General features: G+C 71.0%; 17 protein-coding genes and 1 pseudogene. 1 reads left to right on the forward strand and 17 read right to left on the reverse strand.

Annotation, left to right across the window (positions count from 1 at the left end; genetic code table 11):
• Positions 1–66: 66 nt before the first annotated feature.
• The 13 genes and pseudogenes from metK to pyrR all read right to left on the reverse strand — a co-directional run.
• A pseudogene (metK, locus tag ACWEV0_RS32730) lies at positions 67–1,272 on the reverse strand (methionine adenosyltransferase); the annotation flags it as partial.
• A 263-nt stretch (positions 1,273–1,535) separates the two neighbouring features.
• Positions 1,536–2,750: a bifunctional phosphopantothenoylcysteine decarboxylase/phosphopantothenate--cysteine ligase CoaBC gene (gene coaBC, locus ACWEV0_RS32735; protein ID WP_453153351.1), complete on the reverse strand. Its 1,215-nt coding sequence runs from the start codon at positions 2,748–2,750 to the stop codon at positions 1,536–1,538.
• Positions 2,751–2,846: 96 nt separating this feature from the next.
• Complete coding sequence (gene rpoZ / locus ACWEV0_RS32740; RefSeq protein WP_005319902.1) at positions 2,847–3,119, reverse strand: DNA-directed RNA polymerase subunit omega; 273 nt, start codon at positions 3,117–3,119, stop codon at positions 2,847–2,849.
• Between the two features lie 52 nt (positions 3,120–3,171).
• Positions 3,172–3,735 carry a guanylate kinase gene (gmk, locus tag ACWEV0_RS32745; protein ID WP_453153353.1) on the reverse strand — a complete coding sequence of 188 codons (564 nt, stop codon included), beginning with the start codon at positions 3,733–3,735 and terminating at the stop codon, positions 3,172–3,174.
• 73 nt (positions 3,736–3,808) lie between these two features.
• On the reverse strand, positions 3,809–4,132 hold the full coding sequence (locus tag ACWEV0_RS32750) for an integration host factor (RefSeq protein WP_030493613.1): 324 nt from the start codon (positions 4,130–4,132) through the stop codon (positions 3,809–3,811).
• A 324-nt stretch (positions 4,133–4,456) separates the two neighbouring features.
• Positions 4,457–5,320, reverse strand: a complete 864-nt coding sequence (gene pyrF / locus ACWEV0_RS32755) for an orotidine-5'-phosphate decarboxylase (protein ID WP_453153355.1) — start codon at positions 5,318–5,320, stop codon at positions 4,457–4,459.
• Positions 5,317–6,426, reverse strand: coding sequence for a quinone-dependent dihydroorotate dehydrogenase (locus ACWEV0_RS32760; protein WP_453153357.1), 1,110 nt, complete (start codon positions 6,424–6,426; stop codon positions 5,317–5,319). The genes pyrF and ACWEV0_RS32760 overlap by 4 nt, the downstream gene beginning before the upstream one ends.
• An 81-nt stretch (positions 6,427–6,507) precedes the next feature.
• On the reverse strand, positions 6,508–9,816 hold the full coding sequence (gene carB, locus ACWEV0_RS32765) for a carbamoyl-phosphate synthase large subunit (protein WP_453153359.1): 3,309 nt from the start codon (positions 9,814–9,816) through the stop codon (positions 6,508–6,510).
• Complete coding sequence (gene carA, locus ACWEV0_RS32770; protein ID WP_453153361.1) at positions 9,809–10,951, reverse strand: glutamine-hydrolyzing carbamoyl-phosphate synthase small subunit; 1,143 nt, start codon at positions 10,949–10,951, stop codon at positions 9,809–9,811. Before carA ends, carB begins: the two co-directional genes overlap by 8 nt.
• Positions 10,948–11,535: a PH-like domain-containing protein gene (locus tag ACWEV0_RS32775; RefSeq protein ID WP_453153363.1), complete on the reverse strand. Its 588-nt coding sequence runs from the start codon at positions 11,533–11,535 to the stop codon at positions 10,948–10,950. Before ACWEV0_RS32775 ends, carA begins: the two co-directional genes overlap by 4 nt.
• Entirely contained in the window at positions 11,532–12,818 is a 1,287-nt protein-coding gene (locus ACWEV0_RS32780) for a dihydroorotase (RefSeq protein ID WP_453153365.1), read from the reverse strand. Before ACWEV0_RS32780 ends, ACWEV0_RS32775 begins: the two co-directional genes overlap by 4 nt.
• Before the next feature lie 4 nt (positions 12,819–12,822).
• Positions 12,823–13,803, reverse strand: a complete 981-nt coding sequence (locus tag ACWEV0_RS32785) for an aspartate carbamoyltransferase catalytic subunit (protein ID WP_453153367.1) — start codon at positions 13,801–13,803, stop codon at positions 12,823–12,825.
• Positions 13,804–13,889: 86 nt separating this feature from the next.
• Positions 13,890–14,456, reverse strand: coding sequence for a bifunctional pyr operon transcriptional regulator/uracil phosphoribosyltransferase PyrR (gene pyrR / locus ACWEV0_RS32790; RefSeq protein WP_403796738.1), 567 nt, complete (start codon positions 14,454–14,456; stop codon positions 13,890–13,892).
• Between the two features lie 246 nt (positions 14,457–14,702).
• On the opposite strand from pyrR, the gene bldD reads away from it, so the two are divergent.
• Positions 14,703–15,206, forward strand: a complete 504-nt coding sequence (gene bldD / locus ACWEV0_RS32795) for a transcriptional regulator BldD (RefSeq protein ID WP_403796741.1) — start codon at positions 14,703–14,705, stop codon at positions 15,204–15,206.
• A gap of 171 nt (positions 15,207–15,377) precedes the next feature.
• Here the strand turns inward: bldD and nusB are convergent, their stop codons facing one another.
• The 4 genes from nusB to ACWEV0_RS32815 all read right to left on the reverse strand — a co-directional run.
• Positions 15,378–15,815 (reverse strand): transcription antitermination factor NusB, encoded by a 438-nt coding sequence (nusB, locus tag ACWEV0_RS32800; RefSeq protein ID WP_453153370.1) that lies wholly within the window; start codon positions 15,813–15,815, stop codon positions 15,378–15,380.
• A 2-nt stretch (positions 15,816–15,817) separates the two neighbouring features.
• A complete protein-coding gene (gene efp / locus ACWEV0_RS32805; protein ID WP_453153372.1) occupies positions 15,818–16,384 on the reverse strand; it encodes an elongation factor P in 567 nt (188 codons plus the stop codon).
• Positions 16,385–16,431: 47 nt separating this feature from the next.
• Positions 16,432–17,538: an aminopeptidase P family protein gene (locus tag ACWEV0_RS32810; protein WP_453153374.1), complete on the reverse strand. Its 1,107-nt coding sequence runs from the start codon at positions 17,536–17,538 to the stop codon at positions 16,432–16,434.
• Positions 17,539–17,606: 68 nt separating this feature from the next.
• Positions 17,607–18,255 (reverse strand): AAA family ATPase (locus ACWEV0_RS32815; protein WP_453153376.1); only part of this gene is annotated, 649 nt, incomplete at its 5' end.

The following is an 18,255-nucleotide window of genomic DNA, read 5'->3' on the forward strand; positions in this document are numbered from 1 at the left end:
GCTGACGGCGCCGCCGGCGCGGAGGGAGCCGACGGCCTGGAGCATCCGGGACGGAACTGCGGGGAACAGGCCGGCGGCCTTCTTCAGCGCGTCCACGCGGTCCGTGCGCTCCCAGGTGAAGTCCGGCAGCTCACGGCCGAAGTGGCCGTAGGCGGCGGTCTGGGAGTAGATCGGGCGGAGCAGGTCGAGGTCGCGGATGATCGCGGCCGGGCGGAGGTCGAAGACCTCGGCGATGGCCTGCTCGATCTTGTCCGTGTCGATCGTGTTGGTGCCGAAGGTCTCGACGAAGAGACCGACGGGCTCGGCCTTGCCGATCGCGTACGCGACCTGGACCTCGCAGCGGGAGGCGAGGCCCGCGGCGACGACGTTCTTGGCGACCCAGCGCATGGCGTAGGCGGCCGAGCGGTCGACCTTGGACGGGTCCTTGCCGGAGAAGGCGCCGCCACCGTGGCGGGCCATGCCGCCGTAGGTGTCGATGATGATCTTGCGGCCGGTGAGGCCGGCGTCGCCCATCGGGCCGCCGATCTCGAAGCGGCCGGTCGGGTTGACCAGGAGGCGGTAGCCCTCGGTGTCGAGCTTGATGCCGTCCTCGACGAGCTGCTTGAGGACGTGCTCGACGACGAACTCACGGATGTCGGGCGCGAGCAGCGACTCGAGGTCGATGTCGGAGGCGTGCTGCGAGGAGACGACGACCGTGTCGAGGCGGACGGCCTTGTCGCCGTCGTACTCGATGGTGACCTGGGTCTTGCCGTCGGGGCGCAGGTACGGGATGGTCCCGTTCTTGCGGACCTCGGTGAGGCGGCGCGAGAGGCGGTGCGCGAGGTAGATCGGGAGCGGCATGAGCTCCGGGGTCTCGTCCGACGCGTAGCCGAACATCAGGCCCTGGTCGCCGGCGCCCTGCTTGTCGAGCTCGTCCTCGTCGCCCTCGACACGGGCCTCGTAGGCGCTGTCGACGCCCTGCGCGATGTCCGGGGACTGCGACCCGATGGAGACCGAGACGCCGCAGGAGGCGCCGTCGAAGCCCTTCTTCGAGGAGTCGTACCCGATCTCGAGGATCTTGCCGCGGACGAGGGTGGGGATGTCCGCCCACGCCTTGGTGGTGACCTCACCGGCGACGTGCACGAGGCCGGTGGTGATCAGCGTCTCGACGGCGACGCGGGAGGTGGGGTCCTCCTTGAGCAGCGCGTCGAGGATGGTGTCGCTGATCTGGTCAGCGATCTTGTCGGGGTGACCCTCGGTCACGGACTCCGAGGTGAACAGTCGACGGGACACAACGCTCCCTGGGGTTGCAGCGGCTGCTGGCTATCGATTGCGGACCGGCAGGGGGCTGCGCCCCGCGACGTTCCGAGAACAGTCTATCGGGCACGATCGGGCAGATGGCCAGGTCCCCGGCCGTGGATAGCGTGATCTGTGCGGTATTCGACCTTGAACCGCGCGATGATCAGGCCCCAGACCTGGCTCTTTGTCCGAAAGTGCGGGGGTTTCCCGGCGTCAGCCCGGCGCCGTGCGCGCGCCGTGCCGCGTTGACGCGGAATTCACTCCGACACGGTACGCAGACGCGGCACCACGAGGTCCCAGACCGTCTCCGCCAGCGCCTCCTTCGGCCCGTACGGTACGGGGGTCTCGGTGCCGTCGGCGGCGAGGACCACGGCCTCGTTCTGCTCCGAGCCGAAGGTCTTGCGCTCCCCCACCTCGTTGACGACCAGCAGGTCACAGCCCTTTCGGCGGAGCTTGGTGCGTCCGTTGGCGAGCACGTCGTCCGTCTCGGCGGCGAAGCCGACGACGACCTGGCCGGGCAGCGCGCGCTCGGCGGAGATCTCGGCGAGGACGTCGGGGTTGCGGACCAGCTCGATGGTGGGCGCGCCGCCGTCGTCGGTCTTCTTGATCTTTCCGGTGGCGTAGGAGGCGGGGCGGAAATCGGCCACCGCCGCGGCCATCACGACCGCGTCGGCGTCCGCCGCGGCCTTCAGGACGGCCTCGCGGAGCTGGACGGCGGTGCCGACCCGCACCACGTCGACGCCCGCCGGGTCGGGCAGCCCGGTGTTGGCCTCGATCAGGGTGACCCGGGCGCCGCGGGCCGCGGCGGCCTTGGCGAGGGCGTAGCCCTGCTTGCCGGAGGAGCGGTTGCCCAGGTAGCGGACCGGGTCGAGGGGCTCGCGGGTGCCGCCGGCGCTGACCACGACATGTCGGCCGGCCAGGTCGGGCGCCGCGACCCCCCGAGCGAGGACGCGACGGCAGATCTCGAAGATCTCGCCGGGGTCGGGCAGCCGGCCCTTGCCGGTGTCGACGCCGGTGAGGCGGCCGACGGCGGGCTCGATGACGACGGCGCCGCGGCGGCGCAGCGTGGCCACGTTCTCCTGGGTGGCCGGGTGCTCCCACATCTCGGTGTGCATGGCCGGGGCGAAGACCACCGGACAGCGGGCGGTCAGCAGGGTGTTGGTGAGCAGGTCGTCGGCGAGGCCGTGGGCGGCCTTGGCCAGCATGTCCGCGGTGGCGGGGGCGACCACGACGAGGTCGGCGGCCTGGCCGATGCGGACGTGCGGGACCTCGTGGACGGTGTGCCAGACCTCGGTGGAGACGGGGTTGCCGGAGAGGGCGGACCAGGTGGCCGCGCCGACGAAGTGCAGGGCGGAGTCGGTGGGGACGACACGGACGTCGTGCCCGGACTCGGTGAGCCGGCGCAGCAGCTCGCACGCCTTGTAGGCGGCGATGCCGCCGCTCACGCCCAGGACGACCTTCGGCTTGGTCACGATTGCCACTCCCCGCACTCGGATGCGTACGACTCCATGAGACACCACAGGCCCGGCGGATGTTCCGCCGGGCCTGTGGACACTACTGCCGGGTGCTTACTGAGCCGGGCCCTCGATGGCCTCGGAGGTCAGCAGGCCCGCGTTGATCTCGCGCAGCGCGATCGAGAGCGGCTTCTCGTGGACGTGGGTGTCGACGAGCGGACCGACGTACTCGAGCAGGCCCTCGCCCAGCTGCGAGTAGTACGCGTTGATCTGGCGCGCGCGCTTGGCGGCGTAGATCACGAGGCTGTACTTGGAGTCCGTCGCCTCGAGCAGCTCGTCGATCGGCGGGTTGATGATGCCCTCGGGCGCGGTGATGGAAGAGGACACGCTCTACCTTCCGAAGATGGATATCCGATCACGGATCATGACGGATAAAAGATCAGACAACGTTCATCAACGTTAGCAGCTCACGCGCGACGTCCTCGACCGAGGTGTTGACGAGCGTGGTGTCGAACTCCGACTCGGCGGCGAGTTCGATCTTCGCGGCGTCCAGCCGGCGCTCGATGACCTCGGGCGACTCCGTGCCGCGGCCGGTGAGCCGGCGGACCAGCTCCTCCCAGCTCGGCGGGGCCAGGAAGACCAGCTGGGCCTCGGCCATGGAGTCCTTCACCTGGCGCGCGCCCTGGAGGTCGATCTCCAGGAGTACGGGCTCGCCGGCCTCCAGGCGGTCGAGGACCGCGCGGCGCGGGGTGCCGTAGCGGTTGCCCGCGAACTCGGCCCACTCCAGCAGCTCGCCGTTGGCGATCAGCTTGTCGAACTCGTCGTCCGTGACGAAGAAGTACTGGACGCCGTGCTTCTCGCCGGGCCTCGGCTTCCGTGTCGTGGCCGACACCGAGAGCCAGACCTCGGGGTGGACCTTGCGCATATGAGCGACGACCGTGCTCTTTCCCACCCCGGAGGGTCCGGAGAGCACGGTCAGCCGCGGACGTACCTCTGCTGCCATGCAGCGATTATTCCAGCTTCACCGGGGTGCCCGGGACGCGCGGTCCCGGGCCGCCGGTGCCGCCGGGGCGCACTCAGGCGCCGGCGCCGCCGAACTCGCGCTCCAGGGAGGCGATCTGGTTGGAACCGAGACCGCGCACACGACGGCTCTCGGAGATGCCGAGGCGCTCCATGATCTGCTTGGCGCGGACCTTGCCCACGCCCGGCAGGGACTCGAGCAGCGCGGAGACCTTCATCTTGCCGATGACGTCGTTCTCCTGGCCCTGCTTGATGACCTCGTGGAGCGAGGCGCCGGAGTGCTTGAGTCGATTCTTGACCTCGGCCCGCTCCCGGCGAGCCGCGGCGGCCTTTTCGAGCGCGGCTGCGCGCTGTTCAGGGGTAAGGGGCGGAAGAGCCACGCCTACGTCACCTCGGATGTCGAACTGTCGGATACGGACCGGTGGAAAGCCGGGCACCCCACACGAGTGGAGCGCCCCACACCAGTGGAGCAGCGAACCGCGTGGAGTACGCCGAACGCCGACTCTGTCCCGGAGACTAGCGGCCACGGGCGCTCCAGTCAGCGAGAACAGAGGAAAAGTCCTGGTCAGCATCGACCGACCAGGACTTTTCGGGCATTTCGACCCGATTTTGGGTCAACTTTTGTCAAGGAGTGAGACGGCTCAGACACGCCGCTCCGACCTGCGGATTGGCGAGAATGCGCCCCGGAGGGGTTCCGAGGTGCCTCAGCCGGCCACGGACTCCCGGATCTCGTTCGCGTAACGTTCCGCCGCGGCACGCAGCGCACCGGCGTCCGGACCCGCCTTCAGGACCCCGCGGCTGACGTTCGGGACCACGTTGCGGACGGCCGCGCCGAACACCTTCGGCAGGTCGGCCGGGGTCGCGCCCTGGGCGCCGATGCCCGGGGCGAGCAGCGGTCCGTTGATGTCGAGGTCGAAGGCGGACAGATCGCCGAGCGTGGCGCCGACGACCGCGCCGAAGGAGCCCATCGGGGCCTCCCCCGCGTTCTCCTCGGCCAGGTGCGCCAGCATCGTCGCGCCGATGGTCCTCCCGTCCTCGCGGACGGCCCGCTGGACCTCGGCGCCCTCCGGGTTGGAGGTCAGGGCGAGGACGAACAGACCGGCACCGGACGCCCGGGCCAGGTCGACGGCCGGCTTCAGGGAGCCGTAACCGAGGTACGGGGAGACCGTCAGCGCGTCCGAGAAGAGCGGCGAGTCGGGGCGCAGGAACGCCTCCGCGTACGCGCCCATGGTGGAGCCGATGTCGCCGCGCTTGGCGTCCATGACGACGAGACCGCCCGCCTCCCGCAGATCGGCGGTCGCGCGCTCCAGGACGGCGACACCGCGCGAGCCGAAGCGCTCGAAGAAGGCGGCCTGCGGCTTGAAGACGGCGACGGTGCCGGCCAGGGCCTCGACGACGGTGTACGTGAAGCGCTCCAGGCCCGCGATGTCGTCGGCCAGGCCCCAGGAGTCGAGCAGCGCCGCGTGCGGGTCGATGCCGACGCACAGCGGGCCGCGCTCGTCCATGGCCGCGCGCAGGCGGGCGCCGAAGGGAGCCAGGCGGGGAGCCGGGTTGTTCTCCAGGGTCACTTCGCGGCCTTTCGGGTGTCGGCGCCGACGGCCTCGGCGAGGGTGGCGTACGGGGAGGCCGCGAGGCGCGCGGCGAGGCCCTTGTGGATGGCGCGGGCGTAGAACGGGCCCTCGTAGATGAAGGCGCTGTAGCCCTGGATCAGGGTGGCGCCGGCCAGGATCCGCTGCCAGGCGTCCTCGGCGTTCTCGATGCCGCCGACGCCGACGAGCACGATCCGGTCGCCCACGCGCGCGTACAGCCGGCGGAGCACCTCCAGGGAGCGCTGCTTGACGGGGGCGCCGGACAGGCCGCCGGTCTCCTTGACGAGGGCCGGGTCGGACTTCAGGCCGAGGCCCTCGCGGGCGATGGTGGTGTTGGTGGCGATGATGCCGTCCAGGCCGAGCTCCAGGGCCAGGTCGGCGACGGCGTCCACGTCCTCGTCGGCGAGGTCGGGGGCGATCTTGACGAGGAGCGGGACGCGGCGGCCGGTCACGGAGCGGTCGGCGGCCTCGCGTACGGCCGTGAGCAGCGGGCGCAGCGACTCGGTGGCCTGGAGGTTGCGCAGGCCCGGGGTGTTCGGCGAGGAGACGTTGACGACCAGGTAGTCGGCGTGCCGGGCGAGCCGCTCGGTGGACTTCACGTAGTCGGCGGCGGCCTCGGCCTCGGGCACGACCTTGGTCTTGCCGATGTTGACGCCCACGACGGTCCTGAAGACCGGGTTACGGGCGGCCAGGCGGGCGGCGACGGCGGCCGAGCCCTCGTTGTTGAAGCCCATGCGGTTGATCAGGGCGCGGTCCGGGACGAGCCGGAAGAGGCGCTTCTTGGGGTTGCCCGGCTGCGCCTCGCCCGTGACGGTGCCGATCTCGACGTGGTCGAAGCCCAGCATGGACATGCCGTCGATGGCGACGGCGTTCTTGTCGAAGCCGGCGGCGAGGCCGAAGGGGCCGTGCATGCGCAGGCCCAGGGCCTCGGTGCGCAGCTCCTTGTGGCGGGGGGCGAGGACGGCCGCGACGAAGGTGCGCAGGACCGGGGTGCGGGCGGCGAGCCGGATCCAGCGGAAGGCCAGGTAGTGGGCCTCCTCGGGGTCCATCCGCTTGAAGACCAGGTTGAAGAAGAACTTGTACATGGGTATCGGATGTCCAGGTCTGCTCGTGACGAGGGGGACACCGGCAGGTCGTGCCGGTGCCCCCCTCGTCGTTCGGGCTGCTTAGTCGCGGGCCGCGGTCAGGTGCTCCGCGTGCTCCTGGAGCGAGCGGACGCCCACCTCGCCGCGACCGAGGGCCTCGATGCCCTGGACGGCCGCCGCGAGGGCCTGCACCGTGGTCAGGCACGGGACGGAGCGGGCCACCGCCGCCGTACGGATCTCGTAGCCGTCGAGGCGGCCGCCGGTGCCGTACGGGGTGTTGACGATCAGGTCGACCTGGCCGTCGTGGATGAGCTGGACGATGGTCTTCTCGCCGTTCGGGCCCTCGCCCTCGGACTGCTTGCGCACGATCGTGGCGTTGATGCCGTTGCGCTTGAGCACCTCGGCCGTGCCGGAGGTGGCGAGCAGCTCGAAGCCGTGGGCGACCAGCTCACGGGCCGGGAAGATCATCGAGCGCTTGTCGCGGTTGGCGACCGAGATGAACGCGCGGCCCTTGGTGGGCAGCGGGCCGTAGGCGCCGGCCTGCGACTTGGCGTACGCCGTGCCGAAGACCGAGTCGATGCCCATGACCTCGCCGGTGGAGCGCATCTCCGGGCCGAGGACGGTGTCCACGCCGCGGCCGTGGATGTCGCGGAAGCGGCTCCACGGCATCACGGCCTCCTTGACGGAGATCGGCGCGTCGAGCGGCAGGGTGCCGCCGTCGCCGGTCTTCGGCAGCAGGCCCTCGGCGCGCAGCTCGGCGATGGTGGCGCCGAGCGAGATGCGGGCGGCGGCCTTCGCGAGCGGCACCGCGGTCGCCTTCGAGGTGAAGGGGACGGTGCGGGAGGCGCGCGGGTTGGCCTCCAGGACGTACAGGATGTCGCCGGCCATCGCGAACTGGATGTTGATCAGGCCGCGCACGCCGACGCCCTTGGCGATGGCCTCGGTGGAGGCGCGAAGCCGCTTGATGTCGAAACCGCCGAGGGTGATCGGGGGCAGGGCGCAGGCCGAGTCGCCGGAGTGGATGCCGGCCTCCTCGATGTGCTCCATGACGCCGCCGAGGTAGAGCTCCTCGCCGTCGTAGAGCGCGTCGACATCGATCTCGATGGCGTCGTCGAGGAAGCGGTCGACGAGGACCGGGCGGGTCGGGGAGATCTCGGTGGACTCGGCGATGTACGCCTCCAGGCGCGCCTCGTCGTAGACGATCTCCATGCCGCGGCCGCCGAGCACGTACGACGGGCGCACGAGCACGGGGTAGCCGATCTCGTCGGCGATGGCCTTGGCGCCGGCGAAGGTGGTCGCGGTGCCGTGCTTCGGGGCCGGGAGGCCCGCGTCGGCGAGGACCTGGCCGAAGGCGCCGCGGTCCTCGGCGGCGTGGATGGCCTCCGGGGAGGTGCCGACGACCGGCACGCCGTTGTCCTTGAGCGCCTGGGCGAGACCCAGCGGGGTCTGGCCGCCGAGCTGGACGACGACACCGGCGATCGGGCCGGCGAGCGACTCGGCGTGGACGATCTCGAGGACGTCCTCGAGCGTCAGCGGCTCGAAGTACAGGCGGTCGGAGGTGTCGTAGTCCGTGGAGACGGTCTCCGGGTTGCAGTTGACCATCACGGTCTCGTAGCCCGCGTCGCTGAGGGCGAAGGAGGCGTGGACGCAGGAGTAGTCGAACTCGATGCCCTGGCCGATGCGGTTCGGGCCGGAGCCCAGGATGATCACGGCGGGCTTGGTGCGCGGCGCGACCTCGCTCTCCTCGTCGTACGAGGAGTAGAAGTAGGGGGTCTTCGCGGCGAACTCGGCGGCGCAGGTGTCGACCGTCTTGTAGACCGGGCGGACGCCGAGCGCGTGCCGGACCTCGCGGACGACGTCCTCGCGCAGGCCGCGGATCTCGGCGATCTGGGCGTCGGAGAAGCCGTGCCGCTTGGCCTCGGCGAGCAGCTCGGGGTCGAGCTTCTCGGCCTCGGCGAGCTCGTCGGCGATCTCCTTGATGAGGAAGAGCTGGTCGACGAACCACGGGTCGATCTTGGTGAACTCGAAGACCTCCTCGGGCGTGGCGCCCGCGCGGATGGCCTGCATGACCGTGTTGATGCGGCCGTCGGTCGGGCGGACCGCCTCGCGGAGCAGCTCGGCCTTGTCGCCCGGCTCGCCGGTGAAGGCGAACTGCGAGCCCTTCTTCTCCAGGGAGCGCAGGGCCTTCTGCAGGGCCTCGGTGAAGTTGCGGCCGATCGCCATGGCCTCGCCGACCGACTTCATGGTCGTGGTCAGCGTGGAGTCGGCGGACGGGAACTTCTCGAAGGCGAAGCGCGGGGCCTTGACGACGACGTAGTCGAGGGTCGGCTCGAAGGAGGCCGGCGTCTTCTCGGTGATGTCGTTCGGGATCTCGTCCAGCGTGTAGCCGACGGCGAGCCGGGCGGCGATCTTGGCGATCGGGAAGCCGGTGGCCTTGGAGGCGAGCGCGGAGGAGCGGGAGACGCGCGGGTTCATCTCGATGACGATGATGCGGCCGTCGTCCGGGTTGACCGCGAACTGGATGTTGCAGCCGCCGGTGTCGACGCCGACCTCGCGGATGATCGCGATGCCGACGTCACGCAGCACCTGGTACTCGCGGTCGGTGAGCGTCATCGCCGGGGCGACGGTGATCGAGTCGCCGGTGTGGACGCCCATGGGGTCGAAGTTCTCGATGGAGCAGACGACCACGACGTTGTCGTGCTTGTCGCGCATGAGCTCCAGCTCGTACTCCTTCCAGCCGAGGATGGACTCCTCCAGGAGCACCTCGGTGGTCGGGGAGAGCGTGAGGCCCTGGCCGGCGATGCGGCGCAGCTCCTCCTCGTCGTGGGCGAAGCCGGAGCCGGCGCCGCCCATGGTGAAGGAGGGGCGGACGACGACGGGGTAGCCGCCGAGCGTCTCGACGCCCTTGAGGACGTCGTCCATCGAGTGGCAGATGACCGAGCGGGCGGACTCGCCGTGGCCGATCTTGGCGTTGACGGCCTCGACGACGCCCTTGAAGAGGTCGCGGTCCTCGCCCTTGTGGATCGCCTCCACGTTGGCGCCGATGAGCTCGACGCCGTACTTCTCCAGGACGCCCTGCTCGTGCATGGCGATCGCCGTGTTGAGGGCCGTCTGGCCGCCCAGCGTCGGCAGGAGGGCGTCGGGGCGCTCCTTGGCGATGATCTTCTCGACGAACTCCGGGGTGATCGGCTCGACGTAGGTGGCGTCGGCGATCTCCGGGTCGGTCATGATCGTGGCCGGGTTGGAGTTGACCAGGATGACGCGCATGCCCTCGGACTTGAGGACACGGCAGGCCTGGGTGCCGGAGTAGTCGAACTCGGCGGCCTGGCCGATGACGATCGGGCCGGAGCCGATGACCAGGACGGACTGGATATCGGTGCGCTTAGGCACGCTCGGCCTCCATGAGGGTCACGAAGCGGTCGAAGAGGTACGCGGCGTCGTGCGGGCCCGCGGCCGCCTCGGGGTGGTACTGGACGGAGAAGGCCGGCTGGTCGAGCAGGTGCAGGCCCTCCACGACGTTGTCGTTCAGGCACACGTGGGAGACCTCGGCGCGCCCGAAGGGGGTGTCGGAGACCTTGTCGAGCGGCGCGTCGACGGCGAAGCCGTGGTTGTGCGCGGTGACCTCGACCTTGCCGGTGGTGCGGTCCTGGACCGGCTGGTTGATGCCCCGGTGGCCGTACTTCAGCTTGTAGGTGCCGAAGCCGAGCGCGCGGCCGAGGATCTGGTTGCCGAAGCAGATGCCGAAGAGCGGGGTCTTGCGGCGCAGGACCTCCTGCATGACGGCGACGGGGCCGTCCGCGGTGGCCGGGTCGCCCGGGCCGTTGGAGAAGAACACGCCGTCGGGGTTGACGGCGTAGACGTCCTCGGCGGTGGCGGTGGCGGGCAGCACGTGGACCTCGATGCCGCGCTCGGCCATCCGGTGCGGGGTCATGCCCTTGATGCCGAGGTCGACGGCGGCGACGGTGAACTTCTTCTCACCGATCGCGGGGACGACGTACGCCTCCTTGGTGGCGACCTCGGCGGAGAGGTCGGCGCCGCTCATCTCGGGGGCCTGGCGGACCTCGGCGAGCATGGTGCCCTCGTCGGGGAGCGCGCTGCCGGAGAAGATGCCGACGCGCATGGCGCCGCGCTCGCGCAGGTGGCGGGTGAGGGCGCGGGTGTCGATGCCCTGGATGCCGACGATGCCCTGGTGGCGCAGCTCCTCGTCGAGGGAGCGCTGGGAGCGCCAGTTGGAGGGCACGCGGGCGGGGTCGCGGACGACGTAGCCGGCCACCCAGATGCGGGCGGACTCGGGGTCCTCGTCGTTGACGCCGGTGTTGCCGACGTGCGGGGCGGTCATGACGACGACCTGGCGGTGGTACGACGGGTCGGTGAGGGTCTCCTGGTAGCCGGTCATGCCGGTGGAGAACACGGCCTCGCCGAAGGTCTCCCCCACGGCCCCGTAGGCGCGGCCGCGGAAGGTGCGGCCGTCCTCCAGGACGAGTACGGCGGGAACCTTGCTGGCTCCCCTGGTGGAGGTTGTCATCGTGCGATGCCTTCCGTCGTGCTTGCGGTGTTCAGGTTGTTCAGGGCCTCGACCCAGGCGGCGTGCTGCTCCGCCCGGTCGGCGCGGAAGCCGGAGTCGAGCAGCTTGCCGCCGTGCTCCCAGGTGACGACCAGGAGGCCGCCCTCGGTGAGGACCTTGCCTGCGATGCCCTTGTCGAGCCGGGCCTCGCGCAGGGCCGCGGCCGGGATGAGGAAGTCGTTCGCCCCGGGGCGTACGACGCCGATCCCGGCGTCCGTCAGGGTGAGCTCGGCGCGGCTGCGCAGCCCGAGGCCGTGGGCGACGATCCGGTCGAGCCACTGTCCGGCGGTGGTGGAGCCGTGGTAGCGGCCGCTGAGCCTCAGCTTCGCCTCACCCGGGGCCTGCGGCACCTCGGGGAGTTCCGGGAGGTCGGACTGGAGGCTGCCGCGCCACTTCCATCCCTGGCGCATCAGCCAGTAGACGAGGGTGACGAAGAGCAGCAGTCCGGCGACCCAGCCGAGCCGTCCGGCCCAGTCGGTGACCTCGGCGGACTTCTGTTCGGCCGCGAGGTGCGCCAGGGTTGCGAGTGGTACGAGTGGTGTCACGCCAGCTTCCCGTCGACGAGCGTTGCCCGGCCCCGCAGGAACGTGTGGGTGACGCGTCCCGGCAGCTCGCGGCCCTCGTAGGGGGTGTTGCGGCTGCGGGAGGCGAAGTCGGCGGGGTCCACGACACCACGGTATGCCGGATCGACCAGGGTCAGGTTGGCGGGCTCACCTGCCGAGACGGGCCGTCCGTGCCCGGTGGCCCGGCCGATCTGCGCGGGCTTGACGGACATGCGGTCGGCGACGCCGGCCCAGTCGAGCAGGCCGGTCTCGACCATCGTCTGCTGGACCACGGAGAGCGCGGTCTCCAGGCCGACCATGCCCATGGCGGCGGCGGCCCACTCGCAGTCCTTGTCCTCGTGCGGGTGCGGGGCGTGGTCGGTGGCGACGATGTCGATGGTGCCGTCGGCGAGGGCCTCGCGCAGCGCCATCACGTCACGCTCGGTGCGCAGCGGCGGGTTGACCTTGTAGACCGGGTTGTACGAGCGGACCAGCTCGTCCGTGAGGAGGAGGTGGTGCGGGGTGACCTCGGCGGTGACGTCGATGCCGCGGGACTTGGCCCAGCGGACGATCTCGACGGAGCCGGCGGTGGAGAGGTGGCAGATGTGCACGCGGGAGCCGACGTGCTCGGCGAGGAGGACGTCGCGGGCGATGATCGACTCCTCGGCGACGGCCGGCCAGCCGCCGAGGCCCAGCTCGGCGGAGACGACGCCCTCGTTCATCTGGGCGCCCTCGGTGAGCCGGGGCTCCTGGGCGTGCTGGGCGACGACGCCGCCGAACGCCTTCACGTACTCCAGGGCGCGGCGCATGATCACTGCGTCGTCGACGCACTTGCCGTCGTCGGAGAAGACGGTGACACCGGCGGCGGAGTCGTGCATGGCGCCGAGCTCGGCGAGCTTCTTGCCCTCCAGCCCGACGGTGACGGCGCCGATGGGCTGCACGTCGCAGTAGCCGGCCTCCTTGCCGAGCCGGTAGACCTGCTCGACGACGCCGGCGGTGTCGGCGACCGGGTGGGTGTTGGCCATCGCGAAGACGGCCGTGTAGCCGCCGGAGGCGGCGGCACGGGTGCCGGTGAGGACGGTCTCGGAGTCCTCGCGGCCCGGCTCGCGCAGATGGGTGTGCAGGTCGACGAGGCCCGGGAGGAGGATCTTGCCCTCGGCCTCGACGACCTCTGCGCCCTCGGCCGACAGGCCCGTACCGACGGCTTCGATGACCTCGCCGTCGATCAGGACGTCCTGCGCCTCGCCGCCGAGCACCTTCGCACCACGGATCAGGATCTTGCTCATGGGGTCAGTTCTCCTCGGTACGGGTGGTGGCGGTGGCGGCGGGCTCGGAGCCGCCGAGCAGCAGGTAGAGGACGGCCATGCGGATGGAGACGCCGTTGGCGACCTGCTCGACGACCGTGCAGCGGTCGGAGTCGGCGACCTCGGCGGTGATCTCCATGCCGCGGACCATGGGCCCGGGGTGCATGACGATGGCGTGGTCGGGCATCTTCGCCATCCGGTCGCCGTCGAGCCCGTAGCGGCGCGAGTACTCGCGCTCGGTCGGGAAGAAGGCGGCGTTCATCCGCTCGCGCTGCACACGCAGCATCATCACCGCGTCGGACTTCGGCAGCACGCTGTCGAGGTCGTAGGAGACCTCGCAGGGCCAGCTCTCCACCCCGACCGGGACCAGGGTGGGCGGAGCCACCAGGGTGACCTCGGCGCCGAGGGTGTGCAGCAGGTCGACGTTGGAGCGGGCGACCCGGCTGTGCAGCACGTCGCCGACGAGCGTGATGCGCTTGCCGGCCAGGTCCTTGCCGAGGCCGGCGTCGCGGCCGACCAGGCGGCGGCGCATGGTGAAGGCGTCCAGCAGGGCCTGGGTGGGGTGCTGGTGGGTGCCGTCGCCGGCGTTGATGACGGGGGCGTCGATCCAGCCGGAGGTGGCCAGGCGGTAGGGGGCGCCGGAGGCGCTGTGCCGGATGACGACGGCGTCGACGCCCATCGCCTCCAGGGTCTGCGCGGTGTCCTTGAGCGACTCGCCCTTGGAGACGCTGGAGCCCTTGGCCGCGAAGTTGATCACGTCGGCGGAGAGGCGCTTCTCGGCCGCCTCGAAGGAGATCCGGGTGCGGGTGGAGTCCTCGAAGAAGAGGTTGCAGATGGTCCGGCCGCGCAGGGTCGGAAGCTTCTTGATGGGCCGGTCGGCCACCCGGGCCATCTCCTCGGCGGTGTCGAGGATCAGAACGGCGTCGTCGCGGGTGAGGTCGGCGGCCGAGATGAGGTGACGCATCATCGGGGTTTTTCTCCGTGGTGGGGAGGATGAGGGCAGACGGGTGCCCAGAGGTGTGCCCGGGTTCCCGTCAGGGGCCGGTGAAGGTGTCAGGAGGCGGGCTTGCTGCCGAGCAGCACGGTGTCGCGACCGTCCTCCTCGGCGAGCTGGACCTTGACCGTCTCCCGCAGCGACGTGGGGAGGTTCTTGCCGACGTAGTCGGCGCGGATCGGAAGTTCGCGGTGGCCGCGGTCGACGAGGACCGCGAGCTGGACGGCGCGGGGGCGGCCGATGTCGCCGAGGGCGTCGAGCGCGGCGCGGATGGTGCGGCCGGAGAAGAGGACGTCGTCGACGAGGACGACGAGACGGCCGTCGATGCCGTCGCCGGGGATCTCGGTGCGGCCGATGGCGCGGGCCGGCTTCAACCGCAGGTCGTCCCGGTACATCGTGATGTCGAGGGAGCCGACCGGGATGGCGGTGCCGGTGATCGATTCGAGCTTCTCGGCGAGCCGGCGGGCGAGGAACACACCGCGGGTCGGGATGCCGAGGAGGACCACGTCGTCGGCGCCCTTGGCGCGCTCGACGATCTCGTGGGCGATGCGGGTCAGAACCCGCGCGATGTCGGGGGCCTCGAGAACGGGCCTCGCCGTATCGGCGTACTGCGCTTGAGCGTCCATGTGAAAACGGACCTCCTTCTCCGCCTCACGGGACGGACCTTAAAGGACGTCGGAATTGCGCCATCCACCTTACCAGGGGCGGACGGCGTCCCTGCTCACCCCCCGTGCGCCACTCCGGGCGCGGTCCCCCGGGAGGGGGCGGTATGGACCATTCGGCTTGACGGGAGAGTGTCACGCTGCGTAACCTCACAGTGAGTTACCAGCCGCGCGGCGCAGCCGCACATCGTCACAGCGAGCGGGAGCGTTATGTCAAGCGAATACGCAAAGCAGCTCGGGGCCAAACTCCGTGCGATCCGCACCCAGCAGGGCCTTTCCCTCCACGGCGTGGAGGAGAAGTCGCAGGGCCGCTGGAAGGCGGTCGTGGTGGGGTCGTACGAGCGCGGCGACCGCGCCGTGACCGTCCAGCGGCTTGCCGAGCTCGCTGACTTCTACGGGGTGCCGGTGCAGGAGCTGCTGCCGGGCACCACGCCGGGCGGGGCCGCCGAGCCGCCGCCGAAGCTGGTCCTGGACCTGGAGCGACTGGCCCACGTGCCCGCCGAGAAGGCCGGTCCGCTGCAGCGCTACGCGGCGACGATCCAGTCGCAGCGCGGTGACTACAACGGCAAGGTGCTGTCGATCCGCCAGGACGACCTGCGCACCCTCGCCGTGATCTACGACCAGTCCCCCTCGGTCCTCACCGAGCAGCTGATCAGCTGGGGTGTGCTCGACGCGGACGCGCGCCGCGCGGTCGCCCACGAGGACGCGAGCTGACCTGCCGGGTCGTCGCAGAAACGTGCCGCCGGGGCCTCGGGAGTCACCACGACTCCCGGGGTCCCGGCGTTTTCGCGTACCGGTGCGACGGTTTCGGCGGTACGACGAAGGGGCCCGCAGCACACGAGGTGCTGCGGGCCCCTTTCGACTGCCTGAGGGCGCGTGGACGGGCTAGGCGTCCGCGTCGCGGCGCAGGCGCGGCTTCAGGTCCTTGAAGCGCGCGAGCAGACCGTTGACGAAGGTCGGCGACTCGTCCGTGGAGAACTCCTTGGCGAGGTTCACGGCCTCGTCGATCGCCACCGCGTCCGGGGTGCCGTCGTCCCAGATCAGCTCGTACGCGGCGAGGCGCACGATGTTCCGGTCGGCGGCCGGCATCCGGTCGAGGTCCCAGTCCACCGCGTAGGTGGCGATGAGCTCGTCGATGCGGGCCACGTGCTTGGCGTAGCCCTCGACCAGCTGCATGGTGAACTCGTTGACCGGCGGCTGGCGGTCGTCGTTCCGGTGCTGCCGGACCTGGTCCGCGAGGACCTCCTGAACCGAGGCACCGCGCTGGTCGGCCTCGAACAGGATCTGGAAGGCCCGCCTGCGGGCCTTGCTCCGGGCAGCCACGGTTAGTTGTTCACCCGGCCGAGGTAGTCGCTGGTGCGGGTGTCGACCTTGACCTTCTCACCGGTGGTGACGAAGAGCGGGACCTGGATCTCGTGGCCGGTCTCCAGGCGGGCCGGCTTGGTGCCACCGGTGGAGCGGTCGCCCTGCACGCCCGGGTCGGTGTGCTCGATGACGAGCTCGACGGCGGCCGGGAGCTCGACGTAGAGCACCTCGCCCTCGTGGCGCGCGACGGAGGCGGTGAAGCCCTCGATGAGGAAGTTGGCGGCGTCGCCGACGGCCTTCTTGTCGACGTGCAGCTGGTCGTAGGTCTCCATGTCCATGAAGACGAAGTACTCGCCGTCCATGTAGGAGAACTGCATGTCACGGCGGTCGATGGTGGCGGTGTCGACCTTCACGCCAGCGTTGAAGGTCTTGTCGACGACCTTGCCGGACAGCACGTTCTTGAGCTTGGTGCGCACGAAGGCCGGGCCCTTGCCGGGCTTGACGTGCTGGAACTCGACGACGGACCAGAGCTGGCCGCCTTCGAGCTTGAGCACCATGCCGTTCTTGAGGTCGTTCGTGGAAGCCACGGTTGCGGAATCTCCTGGACTGACGTGACCGAGAAGGCAGGGCGCGCCTACAGCGCGAGCAGCTCCTTGGTCGTGATGGTGAGTAGCTCGGGTCCGCCGTCCGCCTCCTGGCGTACGACGAGCGTGTCATCGATCCGGACTCCGCCCCGGCCCGGGAGGTGGACCCCCGGTTCGACGGTGACCGGCACGCAAGCGTCCAGTTTACCCATGGCCGCGGGCGCGAGCTGCGGGTCCTCGTCGATTTCCAGGCCCACGCCGTGCCCGGTGAGGGCCGTGGTGGCGTCTCCGTGGCCCGCCGCGGCGAGGATCTGCCGGGCCGCGCGGTCCACGTCGCGGTAGTCGGCGCCGGGCGCGAGCGCCTCCCGGCCGGCCCGCTGAGCGGCGAAGACGAGGTCGTAGAGGTCGATCTGCCAGTCCGCCGGGGTGGTGCCGATGACGAAGGTGCGGCCGATCTCGCAGCGGTAGCCGCGGTAGTTGGCGCCGAGGCAGACGGAGAGGAAGTCGCCCTCCTCGACCCGCCGGTCGGTGGGCTTGTGCCCGGGCCGGCCGGAGTGCGGCCCGGTGGCCACGGAGGTGGGGAAGGCGGCGCCGTCGGCGCCGTGGTCCACCAGGCGTCGCTCCAGCTCCAGGGCGAGGTGCCGCTCGGTCCGGCCGACCAGGATGGACTCCAGGAGCTCGCCGAGGGCCTGGTCGGCGATCTCGGCGGCGATCCGCAGACAGGCGATCTCGTCCTCGTCCTTGACGATCCGCAGCTGCTCGACGGCCGTGGACAGGTCGGCGAGCCGCAGGCCGGGCGCGACGGAGCCCATGGCGCGGTGCCGGGCGACGGTCAGGTGGTGCTCCTCCACGGAGAGGGCGTCCGTGCCCGCCTTGCGGGCGAAGTCGACGGCCGCGACCGCCGGATCGCCGCCGTCGACGGGCAGCAGCAGCTGGCGCAGCAGCTCGTCGACGTGCCCGTCGGCCGGATCGCCGGCCGGGGCGGTCGGACGGAGCAGCACGTCCTCGTCCGGGCCGAGCAGCAGCACGGCACCGGCGGGCGAACCACCCGTGAGATAGCGGACGTTGGCGGGCCGGGAGACCAGGGCTGCCGGGCTGCCCGTGGCCGCGCACCGGTCGCGCAGCCGTACCCGACGCTCCGCATACACCTCTGACATGTTCCGAGCCTACGAGCGCCCGGGCGCCGTGGCCTGTTGTGCGCCGCCGACCGGGCGCGGCCGCGCGGTCAGCCGAGGGGCTGGCCGGATATCGCGCGGGCGAGGACGTCGTCCAGGACCCGGGCGGTGGTCTCCACGTCGTAGGAGGAGTTGTCGATGATCGGCAGCCCGGAGCCGTACCAGCCGGCCATCCGGCCGTGGATCGCGGCGACCTCCTCGTCGGAGAGGCGCCGGTTGCCGCTGCGCTCGGCGTTGCGCTCCAGGACGACGTCCAGGCCGGGCAGCAGGACGACCGGGAGCAGGCCGGGGCCGACATGGCGCTTCCAGCCGCCGAGGCCGACGACCGGCCAGTCGGGGAAGACGGCGTCGTCGAGGATGCAGGAGATCCCGTTGGCGAGGAAGTTGCGGGCGGCGAAGCCGCAGGTGCGGCGGGCCAGCCGGTACTGCGCCTCGGAGTTCTCGTTCCAGCCCGACTGGGGGTCGGCGAAGCCGGAGCAGACCCACTCGCGCACGTCGTCGAGGCTGATGTGGGCGGTCGGCACCGGCCGGCGGGCGGCCCAGTGCCGGGCGACGGTGGTCTTGCCGGCTCCGGCCGGGCCGATGAGCAGCACGGCTATGGTGGCCAGATCGCGCTCCTCGTCCACGACGCCGGCCTGCTCGACCTCCCCGACGGAGCGGGCGGCGCGTAGCCTGGGCCGATGTCCGTCATTCAACTGG

This window comes from Streptomyces sp. NPDC003943 (assembly GCF_053605265.1).